Origin of the sequence: Pseudomonas sp. lyk4-R2A-10, from assembly GCF_030209075.1 — a bacterium.
Taxonomy (GTDB): Bacteria; Pseudomonadota; Gammaproteobacteria; order Pseudomonadales; family Pseudomonadaceae; genus Aquipseudomonas; species Aquipseudomonas glycinae.
In genome coordinates this window covers 273,515-285,335 of sequence record NZ_JARVSR010000011.1, presented here as the reverse complement: position 1 = coordinate 285,335, position 11,821 = coordinate 273,515, and the positions used below count along the sequence as shown (strand labels likewise).

The following is an 11,821-nucleotide window of genomic DNA, read 5'->3' as shown; positions in this document are numbered from 1 at the left end:
TCCCACTGTTTTGCACAAGGAATGCGCCATGCCCGTTGCGTTGATTACCGGTTGTTCCAGCGGCATCGGCCGCGCCCTCGCCGATGCCTTCAAAAATGCCGGCTACGAGGTCTGGGCCAGTGCACGCAAAGTTGAAGATGTCGCGACACTCGGCGCTGCCGGATTTACCGCCGTGCAGCTCGACGTCAATGACAATGCCGCGCTGGAACAGCTCGCCGAGCGAATCAATCAGCAACACGGCGGCCTCGATGTGCTGATCAACAATGCCGGTTACGGCGCCATGGGGCCGCTGCTCGACGGCGGTGTTTCAGCCATGCAGCGCCAGTTCGAAACCAACGTGTTTTCGATTGTCGGCGTGACCCGTGCGCTGTTCCCGGTGCTGCGCCGGGCCAAAGGCCTGGTGGTGAATGTCGGCAGTGTTTCCGGGGTGCTGGTCACGCCATTTGCCGGCGCCTATTGCGCCTCGAAAGCGGCGGTGCATGCGTTGAGCGATGCGTTGCGCATGGAGCTGGCGCCGTTCGGAATTCGCGTGATGGAAGTGCAGCCGGGGGCGATTCAGTCCAGTTTCGCCAAGAATGCCGGGCATGAGGCCGAACAATTGATCAACGAACAATCGCCGTGGTTTCCGTTGCGCGAAGGCATCCGGGCGCGGGCTAAAGCGTCCCAGGACAAACCGACGCCGGCCAGCGACTTTGCTTCGGAGTTGCTCAAGGCAGTGCAGCAGAGCAAACCTCCACGGCTGATCCGCATCGGCAATGGCAGTCGGGCGTTGCCGTTGCTGGCGACGTTGTTGCCGAAAGGTTTGTTGGAGTCAACGTTGATGAAGCGCTTCGGCTTGCGCCGGCAACTCTGAGACAGAGTCAGCGCCGGCCCTTCATGAAATCAATGAACGCCCGCACCTTCAGTGGCAGGTGCCGGGTGTCCGGGTAAAGCGCATAAACCCCTTGCTGAGCGAAGCGGTAATCCGGCAGCAAGCGCTGCAATCGCCCGGCATCCAGGTCTTCCTGAATCAGCCACTGCGGCAGAATCGCGACGCCTTGCCCGGTCAGCGCAAAGGCGCGCAGGGTCGCCGAGTTGTCGGCGACGATGGCGGTGGTTCCCGGTTTTGGCTGGTAGATATGCTCGGTGCCGGCCGGGTCGCTGACCGTCATTTCCGGCACTCGACCATGCCCCAGCGTCGGCATCGACTCCAGCACCGCCAGCGTATCGACCGGCGCAAAACGCTCGATCAGTCCCGGCGCCGCCACGGCAAACACCTCGAATGTCGACAACTGCACCGCGCGCAGATTGGAGTCGAGCATGCGTCCCAAACGGATCGCCAGGTCGAACCGTTCGGAGATCAGATCGGCGTGGGTCGAGGATGTGGATAAGTGAATATTCAGTTGCGGCTGCTGTTGTCGAAACACTTCCAGCGCCGGCACCACCTGCGCCAGCGCAAACTCCACGGTCGTGGTGATGCGCAGGGTGCCTTTGAGTTGTGAGTGTTCCGAGCGCGCTTCCTCGACGGCCAGCCGTGCTTCGTCCAGCGTGCGCAGGCAGCGCCGATAAAAACGCTCTCCGGCATCGGTCAGGGCCAGTTGCCGGGTGTTGCGGGTGAGCAAGGTGACGCCCAGCTCCTCTTCCAAGCGCTTGAGGTTGAAGCTCACCACCGCCCGCGTTTGCCCCAGCGTGTCAGCGGCTGCGGTCAGCGAGCCGGCCTCGACCACGGCTTTGAAGGTATCGAATCGATCCAGGCTGACCATGTTCGCAGCGCTCCGGTGTCAAAATAATTTTGACAAACTAGCAGCCAAACCAGCGTATTTCTATTACCGCCAGCGCCCTACCCTGCACGCCTCATCACAGGGAAGCTGCCATGGCCTATCGCTCGAAAGTCGCGCTGGTGTATCTGTTGGGGTTCGCCCTCGACCTGCTGAACATGTTCGCCGCGAGCATCGCCTACCCGGACATCGCCACGCAGTTGCACGCTTCGGTGACGCAACTGGCGTGGATCACCAACGCCTACATGCTCGGGCTGACGCTGATCATTCCGATGAGCGTTTGGCTCGCGGCAAAGGTTGGCGAGCGGCGGCTGATTCTTGGTTCGCTGCTGGTGTTCGGGATTGCCTCCGGGCTTATCGCTCAGGCGAGCTCGATTGAAAGTCTGATCGGCTGGCGACTGCTGCAAGGGCTGGGTGGCGGGTTGCTGCTTCCGGTTGGTCAGGCGCTGGCCTATCGAGAGTTTCCGGCGACACAACGCGCGCACTTCACCGGTGTGGTGTTGCTGGTGGCGCTGATGGTGCCGGCGCTGTCGCCGGCGGCTGGAGGCTTGATCGTTGAGGCATTGTCGTGGCGCTGGATTTTCCTTCTGAACATGCCGGTGGCGCATTTCGCTTTCGGTCTGGGCCTGCGCTGGTTGAAAGCGGATCAGGCTGCGAGTGAGCGCCCGAAACTGGACGCTCGCGGCCTGCTGCTGGCGGTGGCCGCGCTGAGTCTGTTGCTGATGGCCGTCAGTCTGGCGAGCGCCCCCGCAACCCGACATCTCGCCGGCGGTGTCCTGCTGCTCAGCGTCATCACCTTGTGGATCTACCTGCGCGATGGCTGGAACAAACCGGGTGCCGTCCTTGATCTGCAACTGATCAGGAACCCGTCATTGCGCCTGGCGATGCTGATCTACCTGTTCGTGCCCGGCATCTTTACCGGCACCAACATGATTGCCGTGTTGTACCTGCACGATCTCGGTTTCGGCGCAGCACAAACCGGGGCGCTGATGCTGGCCTGGGCGGCGGCCTCGGGCGTGGCGATCATGCTGGGCAAACGCCGCTTCAACCGGATCGGCCCCAAGCCATTGCTGATCGCCGGCATGTTGCTGCAATGCCTTGGCATCGTTGTACTGATGCAGATCGATCAACCCGCCAGCGGCCCGTTGATCCTCGCCTATGCCCTGATGGGTTTGGGCGGCAGCCTGTGCAGCGTCACCGCACAAACTCTGGCATTTGTCGGCATCACGCCGGAAAAAATGGGTCACTCCAGCGCTCTGTGGAATATCAATCGCCAACTCGGTTTCTGCCTCGGCGCGGCACTGCTCAGCTCCCTGTTGGACGCTTTGGGCGCCAACGGATTCAAATACTGCTTTCTCGCCGCTGCACTGCTCACGCTGTTGCCGATGGCCGCCGTGTTGCGTTTCGACTCGACAAAAGTGCTAGCCCTTCTGCGCTCACCTCACCTTCAGGAAAAATCCACATGACTGACTACGCCGACTATTTTGACGAAGTGATCCAGGCCCATGAGGCCATCGAACGATGGTTTGCCGTTGACGAGGAAGAGGCAGCGCTTGAACGATTGCTGGCGCGTTTTTCGTCACGGTTTTCCATGGTGACGCCGCTGGGGCGTGTGCTGGATTTCGAGGCTTTGCGTGCGCTGTTTCAAATGGCGGGCGGCAAGAAGAGCGGGTTCAGGATCGAGCTCGGCGAGCTTCAAGGGATTGCCTTGCATGAGCACGGCGCGACAGTGAGTTATCGCGAGCAGCAGACCGATGCGAGCGGCTTGCACACGGATCGACGTTCAACCGTGGTGTTCGAAAAAGCCGAATCCGGACGGGTGATCTGGCGGCATGTGCACGAAACGTTTTGCCAGGGCTGACACCCTCCGGTTCTGGCGAGGGAGCCTGCTCCCTCGCCATCGGATTACTCGACAACGTCCTGCTTCACAACAACGGTGCAGGTAATCCCCGCCGCCAGCAACACACCCTCCGGCACTTCATCGATGTGAATCCGCACCGGCACCCGTTGCGCCAGGCGCACCCAATTGAAGGTCGGGTTCACATCGGCAATCAGCTCGCGGCTTTCAGGGTTGTCACGGTCGTAGATGCCGCGGGAAATACTTTCCACATGGCCCTTGAGGACTTCGCCGCTCATCAGCTGCATGTCGGCTTTATCGCCGACCCGCACGTGAGGCAGTTTGGTTTCTTCGAAGAAGCCATAGACCCAGAACGAGTTCATGTCGACCACGGCCATTTTCGCTTCGCCAATACGAGCGTAATCGCCGCGATGGACGTTGAGGTTGGTCACGTAGCCGTCCACCGCCGCGCGCACTTCGGTGCGTTTGAGGTTGAGTTCGGCCGCTTCCAGTTGCGCCTGGGCCTGTTGGTAATCGGCCAGTGCGGAGTCGGCGATGTTGCTGGCGTCGTCGCGGTTTTCCTTGGAGATCACCAGGTTATCGAGGTCGGCGCGGCGATGGGCGTTGACCTTGCGCATCTCCCACGTGGCCTTGCGCGAAGCGACCAGCGACTGCGCCTGTTTCACCGCCAGGCGGTAGTGCTCGGGGTCGATCTGCATCAGCAGATCACCTTTCTTCACCAACTGGTTGTCGCGGACCGGCACGTCGACCACTTCACCGGTGACGTCGGCGGCAACATTGATGATGTCGGCGCGCACCCGGCCGTCGCGGGTCCACGGGGTGTTCATGTAGTGCTCCCACAACGTGCGGCCGATCCACAGCGCCAGGGCCAGCACCAGCAGGGTCGCGAGCAGGCTGAAAAACTTTTTCATCAGAATGTTCTCAACGGTAGACAGTCAGCGCCATCGCGCCGAACAGACAGGTAAACAGGCTCAGGCGCAGCAGCGCCGGGTGCCAGAAGAAACGGTACAGATCGAACCCCGAGAGGAACCGGTCCAGCGCCCAGGCCAGTGCCGCGGCGACGAAAAACATCAGGGTCATGGTCGGCATGTACACGCCGTGGAAGGCGATTTCACGAGGCATGGGCAAGTCCTTCGGGCTTGGCGATGGCGTAGGCAGCAAGGGGCGATTGCGGGTCGAGCAACGAGGTGCGGATGAAGTGCAGGTAGCTTTTCACCCGCCGCAGCGCCGAGGTATCGAAGTGCGGTGCGAACGGTTCGTCAGTGGCGGCGACCCGGCTGATGGCGTGATCCACCGCGACCAGTGCGCGTTCCAGATTGCTCGAATTCGGCTGCAGGAACAGCCGCACCAGCGAGCGCCCCATGACCCGGATTGCCTGGCGCCACGGCTGGGATTCGGCATACGCCGGGTGCACCGGCAGGATCGCCTGTTCCTTGCGCAGCTCGATGATCGCGTGGCCGACTTCCAGCACCACGAACATCCAGCGCAGCAGGTTTTTCTGCACCAGCGGCTGACCGGCCGCCAGGCCATAAGCCTGATGCATCAGGTCGCGGGTACGGCTTTCGAAACTCGACGCCAGGCCCTTGAGTTTGCCGCTGATCGCGTACACCACTTGCCCGCGCAGGTCCTGCTCCAGGCGCTGCCACAACCAGCGGCTGTTCGGCGGCAGAATGATCGCCCCCGCCGCCGCGCAGACCAGCATGCCCATGACCATGGCGATGTAGTCGTTGATGAAGGTGTAGGGGTTGTAGATCGTCAGGTTGTCCGGCACCGAACCGGTGCTGAAAAAAATCAGCAGGCCGAGACCGACACCGGCGTATTGCGGCCGCGAGGTGAGGAACGAGCCGAGCACGATCACCGGCGCGAGCATCACGCACAGCAGCGGGAAGCCATCGATCCACGGGAAGATGAAAAACATCTCGACGAAGCCGATCAGCGCTCCGAGGAACGTGCCGCAGGCCATCTGGAACGCCATGCGTTTCGGGTTCGGCGTGGCGGCGGACAGGCCCACGGTAGCAGCGGCGATCAGGGTCATGGTCGAGCCGCTCGGCCACGCGGTGGCGACCCAGTAACTGCCGAGCACGATCAGGATGAATGACGCACGAATCCCCGAAGCCGCTGCGGCCCACCAACTGGTTTGCGGGGTGAACGGCTCATCCCAGCGCTCGCGTTCGTGGCGGTGATCGGCGAGCGAGGCGTGGGTCTGTGCATAACTGTGCAGGTCATCGACGAAGCGATAGAGCAACTCGTATGCAGTGTGGAAATCCAGCTGCTCGGCGTCGCTCGGCTCGCTCTCCTGAAAGAGCGCCCGCAGGCTGCGCACCCGCGCCGGCAAGCCTTCCTTGTACGCCGCCAGCGCCAGCACCAGACGCGCCGCATCCGGGCTGGTCAGGGCACGCCCGCTGAAGCCGTCGAGCACTTCGGCCAGATCCTGCAGGCCCGGCTTGATCGCCGCGTCCACGTGATCGGCACCGTTGCGGCGCAGGCGTTCGAGCAACTGGTGCAAGGCGTTGAAACGGGTGGTGATGCCCATGAACTCGCTGTTCAGGCGACTGAGCCGACCATTGCGCCGGCGCATGTGCGGGTCTTCGAACACGGTCACGCTGCGCAGCCCTTCCAGCCCCACCGCTTCGGCGATGAAGCGCACGTTGCTCGCCTCGAACGCCTCCGGTTTGCTGCGCCCGCGCAGACCATCGGTGACGAACAACGCGAACACACCGAAGCGCTGATACAAGGCGTTGCGCATCGCGGCGCTGGCGGTTTGCGGCAGGATCGCGGCGCTGACCAGGGTCGAGCAGAGAATCCCCAGCGAGATTTCCAGCACCCGCCACACCGCCGCCATGAACGCACCGTCAGGATGGGCGAGCGCCGGCAGGCCGACCATCGCGGCGGTGTAGCCGGCCAGCACAAAACCGTAGGCGCGGAAGTTGCGGCAACGGGCGGCGCCGGCCGAGCAGATGCCGACCCAGATCGCCAGCGAACCGAGGAACAGTTCGGTGTTCTGGGCGAACAGGGAAATCAGCGTGACCATCATCGCCGACCCGGCCAGGGTGCCGAGGAAGCGATAGAAACTCTTGGCGAACACCTGGCCGCTCTGCGGCTGCATGACGATGAACACGGTAATCATTGCCGTGCGCGGTTGCGGCAATTCCAGGCGCATCGCCAGCCACAGCGTCAGGAACGCAGCGATCAACACCTTGAAGATGTAGACCCAGGTCACGCCGTCGCTGCGCGCCCAGTCGAAGAAACCCCGGCGCCATTCCAGGGAGTAGAGCCAGCGCAAAGGTGCGGGCAAGGGAGTCATTAAGGCTTGCTCAGTGGTCGAGGGCTTGAAGAAGGGCCGGGGTTTTCGGTGCGGCGGTCTGCTCAAAAGTCGGCACGTCGTTACCCGCACCAAGCCCACCGCCCAATGCCGTCACCAGTTCCGCATGAGCACTCAAACGCGCCGCCTGCACCTGCTGTTGAACCTGCTGCTGTTTGAACAGCAGGGTCTGGGCGTTGAGCACGTTGAGGTAATCGGTGAGCCCGCGCTGGTAGGCGATCATCGCGATGTCGTAGGTCTTCTGCGCCGTGGCCACGGATTCGGCGGCGAACGTCTGCTGCTTGTCCATCGACTCGCGGCGGATCAACTGATCCGAGATGTTCTTCAGCGCATTGACCAGGGTCTGGTTGTAATGCGCGACGGCAATGTCATAACCCGCCGAGGCTTCACCCAATTCGGCGCGCAGTCGCCCGCCGTCGAAGATCGGCAGCGAGATCGCCGGCCCGACGTTGTAGTTGAGCTTCTTGCCGGTCAGGAACTCCAGCGCCCCGCCGCCGGTGGCCATGTAGCCGAGGCTGCCGACCAGATCGACGTTGGGGTAGAACCCGGCATGCGCGACATCGATCCCGCGCGCCTGCGCCGCCACTTGCCAGCGACTGGCGACCACGTCCGGACGCTGGCCGAGCAATTCGGCGGGCAATGCCGACGGCAGTTTCAGTGCCGCGCCGAGGGACAGGGTCGGACGCTGCAACTGCGCGCCGGCGCCTGGGCCTTTGCCGGCCAGTGCGGCGATCTGGTTACGGCTCAGGGCGATCTCTTCGTCCAGCGCATCCAGTTGCCGATGGGTTTCCGGCAGCGGGGTTTCGGCCTGGCTGACTTCAAAGTGGGTGCCGATCCCGCCGTCCAGGCGTTTCTGCGCCAGCTCAAGAATCTGCTGTTGCTGCTTGAGCGTCGCCGCGACGATGTCGCGCTGAGCGTAATGCAGCGACAGCTCGATGTAGGCGCGCACGATGTTGTTCTGCAATTCGAGCTGCGCCTGACGCGCCTCGGCCGCGCTCATGTGTGCCATATCGACGGCTCGCTCAGTGCTGTTGCTTTCACGGCCCCAAAGGTCGAGGGCGTAACTGAAACCCAGCGCGGCGTTGTTGTCCCAGGTGGTGCTGTTGGCCAGCTCACCGGGGCCGTAGAACGGGTCGGTCGGCCAGTTGTGGCGCTTGAGGGTCGACTCGCCATTGATCTGCAACGACTCGGCGGCTTCGGCGACACCGGCCAGTGACCGGGCCTGACGCACGCGTGCGGCGGCCATGGCCAGGGTCGGGCTGCCTTGCACGGCGAGGTCGATCCAATGGTTGAGTTGCGGGTCACCGTAGGCTTGCCACCATTGGGCGGTGGGCCAGTTTGCGTCACGGGCGGCGTGGGCGATGGCCTCGTCGGTGGCCAGTTCATTAGCCTCCAGAGCCTTGCCCTGCGGGGCAATTCCTCCGGTTCCAATGCAGCCGCCGAGACCTAACGAAAGAGCCAGAACACTGAGCGGCAAAAGCGCTCTGTTGATGCGACGCGGCACTGCTGCGAATTCCTGAGGTGGGAGATGTTTCGAGGTGGGCGCAATTCTAGGGGGGCGTCATTACGGCGATAAGCTGGGAATCCTGTGAATCTTTGTTACCGTTAACGAGATAATCCCTTGGTCGGGGGTCTCAGCCCCTGAAACTTCGTGTCACAATTTGCCATCTCCCTTGAGAGCACCCCATGGACACTTTGCAAAACATGCGCGCCTTCAGTTGTGTAGCGGAAGCCGGCAGCTTCACCGCCGCTGCCGTGCAGCTCGACACCACCACCGCCAACGTCTCGCGCGCGGTCTCCAACCTTGAGGCCCACCTGCAAACCCGCCTGCTGAATCGCACGACCCGCCGCATCGCGCTCACCGAAGCCGGCAAGCGCTACCTGCTGCGCTGCGAGCAGATCCTCGCTTACGTCGAAGAGGCCGAAGCCGAAGCCAGCGAAGCCCACGCGCGCCCGGCCGGACAATTGAAAGTGCACACCATGACCGGCATCGGCCAGCACTTCGTGATCGACGCCATCGCCCGTTATCGCAAGACCCACCCGGACGTGACCTTCGACCTGACCATGGCCAACCGCGTGCCGGACCTGCTCGACGAAGGCTACGACGTGTCCATCGTCCTGGCCCGCGAATTGCCGGACTCGGGCTTCGTCTCGCAACGTCTGGGCATCACCTACAGCATCGTCTGCGCCTCCCCGGCCTACGTGAAAGCCAACGGCTGCGCACAAAAACCCAGCGACCTGCTGAACCACGCCTGCCTGCGCCTGGTGAGCCCGGTGATCCCCCTTGAAAAATGGGCCTTCGACGGCCCTGACGGCCAGGAAATGGTCACCATCAACAGCTCGCCTTTCCTGGTGAACTCCGCCGACGCGATGAAAAGCGCGATCACCAGTGGCATGGGCGTCGGCGTGTTGCCGGTGTACGCCGCGATTGAAGGCTTGCGCAATGGCTCGCTGGTGCGGGTCATGCCCAACTACCGCTCGCAGGAACTGAACCTGTATGCGATCTACCCGTCGCGGCAGTATCTGGATGCGAAGATCAAGACCTGGGTTGAATACCTGCGTGGGTCGTTGCCGGAGATATTGGCGGGGCATCAGGCGGAGTTGGCGGCTTATGAGCTGAGTGGGAGCCTGGCGGGGGTGCGAGTGGCGAATTGAGTTGGCCGGTCTGAAAAATGGGGGAATACGGAGGGCGCCAACCCCTCACCCTAGCCCTCTCCCAAGGGAGAGGGGACCGACCGAGTTGTTTGGGAGAGGTACGCCGACGTGAAATACCGAGGTGAACTCAGGTTCTAAAACGCACATAACTCCGCTTCCGCGTCCCCCACTCAACACAATGAGCGTTAGCTCGAGTACCGCTTTTGACGTGCCGGCCCCTTCGGCAGGCTGAGTGGAGGGATTCATCCGGGGGGTGGGAGCGCAGCGACCGTGCGGCGCAGCCGCATGCATCGAGAGGAGGTGCAGCGAAGCAAACCGTAGGCGATGCCCCCGGATGAATTCCGGAACGAAGGAACACCGAGCCAAAGCGAGGTGCCGAACGCCGGGGCCCAGCGTTTTTGGTTACTTTTTTGGCGTTTGAAAAAAGTGACTCGCCGTAAGGGCGAAACCCTAAGAAGCCGTTACCGCAGCAACGGATATTCACCCAAAACCCCAAGAGCCTGGTCGGCCCAGAGGCCGCCAAGACAACCTCAAACAGAAAATGTTAGCTTGCTTGGCAATCACATCAGCCGCCAAGCCCGAGCCCAATGCCAATGAAAAAAACAGTCCTGGCCTTCAGCCGCATCACCCCGCCCATGATCGAACGCCTGCAACAGGACTTCGACGTCATCGTCCCCAACCCGAAAAACGGCGACATCAACGCCCAGTTCAACGAAGCCCTGCCCCACGCCCACGGCCTGATCGGCGTCGGTCGCAAACTCGGCAAGGCCCAACTGGAAAACGCCGCGAAACTCGAAGTGGTCTCCAGCGTCTCCGTCGGCTACGACAACTACGACCTCGCCTACTTCAACGAACGCGGGATCATGCTCACCAACACCCCGGACGTCCTGACCGAAAGCACCGCTGACCTGGCCTTCGCCCTGATCATGAGCAGCGCCCGCCGCGTCGCCGAACTGGACGCCTGGACCAAGGCCGGCCAATGGCAGGCCAGCGTCGGCGCACCACTGTTCGGTTGCGACGTACACGGCAAGACCCTGGGCATCGTCGGCATGGGCAACATCGGCGCCGCCGTCGCCCGTCGCGGACGTTTCGGTTTCAACATGCCGATTATCTACAGCGGCAACAGCCGCAAGACCGAACTGGAACAGGAACTCGGCGCGCAATTTCGCAGCCTTGACCAACTGCTGGCCGAAGCCGATTTCGTCTGCCTGGTGGTGCCGCTCAGCGACAAGACCCGCCACCTGATCAGCCATCGCGAACTGGCGCTGATGAAACCTGACGCGATTCTGGTGAACATCTCCCGTGGCCCGGTAGTCGACGAGCCGGCACTGATCGAAGCCCTGCAAAACAACCGCATTCGCGGTGCCGGCCTCGACGTCTACGAGAAAGAACCGCTGGCCGAGTCGCCGCTGTTTCAGTTGAAAAACGCTGTCACCCTGCCACACATCGGCTCGGCGACGAATGAAACCCGCGAAGCCATGGCCAACCGCGCACTGGCCAACCTGCGCAGCGCGCTGCTCGGCGAACGGCCGCAGGATCTGGTCAATCCACAAGTCTGGCGCGGATAAAAAAGTACGGGCAAGTGCATGACTGCACTTGCCCGTTAGTTACGCCATACACAAATTGAAATTGAACAGCAAACCAATTCAAACAACAGCATTATAAGCTCTCCCTGGCTGCCGAATTATCGACAAACGCTATGGAGAACTTAAATCTTGAACATCCTGACGACCGACAAAATCATCCGCTACAGCAAAGTCATATTAATGGCTTACATCAGTTTCTTTGGCGTACTGGTGATGATCCACAATTTCACCGACTATGACTCAAACTACACTTACGTTTCCCATATCCTGAGCATGGACACGACCACCAGCAGTGAAAACATCAAGTATCGAGCCATTGACTCGCCAATGATTCACCACCGGATCTACTGGTTCATCATCACGATGGAAGTCACCTATACGGTGCTGTGCCTGATAGGCACCTATCAGCTATATCGAAACATCAACGCCTCGGCAGAGTTATTTCACGAGGCAAAAAGTTTCTCGATCATGGGAATACTGGCCGCAATATTCATTTACTACGTCTGCCTGCAAACTGTAGGTGTGGAATGGTTTGACATGGACACCTCTCAATCCTGGAATGCCAAGGACTGGGCACGGCATATTGTTGACTTTATATTCCCGGTGATGATTTACATCACATTGAAAGTCGAGCGCTGAAGTT

General features: G+C 61.5%; 11 protein-coding genes. 6 read left to right on the top strand and 5 right to left on the bottom strand.

Annotated elements, in window-relative coordinates; all coding sequences use genetic code 11:
- Nucleotides 1-28: 28 nt before the first annotated feature.
- On the top strand, nucleotides 29-853 hold the full coding sequence (locus tag QRN46_RS18410) for an SDR family oxidoreductase (RefSeq protein ID WP_221615076.1): 825 nt from the start codon (nucleotides 29-31) through the stop codon (nucleotides 851-853).
- A 7-nt stretch (nucleotides 854-860) separates the two neighbouring features.
- On the opposite strand, the gene QRN46_RS18405 is transcribed toward QRN46_RS18410, so the two are convergent.
- Entirely contained in the window at nucleotides 861-1,742 is an 882-nt protein-coding gene (locus tag QRN46_RS18405; protein ID WP_011332544.1) for a LysR family transcriptional regulator, read from the bottom strand.
- A gap of 110 nt (nucleotides 1,743-1,852) precedes the next feature.
- Here QRN46_RS18405 and QRN46_RS18400 point away from each other — a divergent pair, with 110 nt between their 5' ends.
- Entirely contained in the window at nucleotides 1,853-3,223 is a 1,371-nt protein-coding gene (locus QRN46_RS18400; RefSeq protein ID WP_285356389.1) for an MFS transporter, read from the top strand.
- Entirely contained in the window at nucleotides 3,220-3,618 is a 399-nt protein-coding gene (locus tag QRN46_RS18395; protein ID WP_221615074.1) for a DUF4440 domain-containing protein, read from the top strand. Before QRN46_RS18400 ends, QRN46_RS18395 begins: the two co-directional genes overlap by 4 nt.
- A 44-nt stretch (nucleotides 3,619-3,662) precedes the next feature.
- Here QRN46_RS18395 and QRN46_RS18390 read toward each other — a convergent pair whose 3' ends face one another.
- Genes QRN46_RS18390 through QRN46_RS18375 form a run of 4 tightly spaced genes read right to left on the bottom strand, consistent with a single transcriptional unit; the run spans nucleotide 3,663 to nucleotide 8,441 of the window.
- Nucleotides 3,663-4,526: an efflux RND transporter periplasmic adaptor subunit gene (locus tag QRN46_RS18390; RefSeq protein WP_011332541.1), complete on the bottom strand. Its 864-nt coding sequence runs from the start codon at nucleotides 4,524-4,526 to the stop codon at nucleotides 3,663-3,665.
- Nucleotides 4,527-4,536: 10 nt separating this feature from the next.
- A complete protein-coding gene (locus QRN46_RS18385) occupies nucleotides 4,537-4,737 on the bottom strand; it encodes a DUF1656 domain-containing protein (protein ID WP_003221811.1) in 201 nt (66 codons plus the stop codon).
- The gene (locus QRN46_RS18380; RefSeq protein ID WP_285356382.1) at nucleotides 4,727-6,919 is read right to left on the bottom strand and encodes an FUSC family protein; all 2,193 of its coding nucleotides are present in this window, start codon (nucleotides 6,917-6,919) and stop codon (nucleotides 4,727-4,729) included. Before QRN46_RS18380 ends, QRN46_RS18385 begins: the two co-directional genes overlap by 11 nt.
- A gap of 10 nt (nucleotides 6,920-6,929) precedes the next feature.
- Complete coding sequence (locus QRN46_RS18375; protein WP_221615071.1) at nucleotides 6,930-8,441, bottom strand: efflux transporter outer membrane subunit; 1,512 nt, start codon at nucleotides 8,439-8,441, stop codon at nucleotides 6,930-6,932.
- 182 nt (nucleotides 8,442-8,623) lie between these two features.
- Here QRN46_RS18375 and QRN46_RS18370 point away from each other — a divergent pair, with 182 nt between their 5' ends.
- The 3 genes from QRN46_RS18370 to QRN46_RS18360 all read left to right on the top strand — a co-directional run bounded on the left by QRN46_RS18370 (nucleotide 8,624) and on the right by QRN46_RS18360 (nucleotide 11,817).
- The gene (locus QRN46_RS18370) at nucleotides 8,624-9,592 is read left to right on the top strand and encodes a LysR family transcriptional regulator (RefSeq protein WP_011332538.1); all 969 of its coding nucleotides are present in this window, start codon (nucleotides 8,624-8,626) and stop codon (nucleotides 9,590-9,592) included.
- Nucleotides 9,593-10,185: 593 nt separating this feature from the next.
- Entirely contained in the window at nucleotides 10,186-11,160 is a 975-nt protein-coding gene (locus QRN46_RS18365) for a 2-hydroxyacid dehydrogenase (RefSeq protein ID WP_201819087.1), read from the top strand.
- A gap of 147 nt (nucleotides 11,161-11,307) precedes the next feature.
- Nucleotides 11,308-11,817 carry a DUF2165 family protein gene (locus QRN46_RS18360; protein WP_011332536.1) on the top strand — a complete coding sequence of 170 codons (510 nt, stop codon included), beginning with the start codon at nucleotides 11,308-11,310 and terminating at the stop codon, nucleotides 11,815-11,817.
- Nucleotides 11,818-11,821 lie beyond the last annotated feature (4 nt).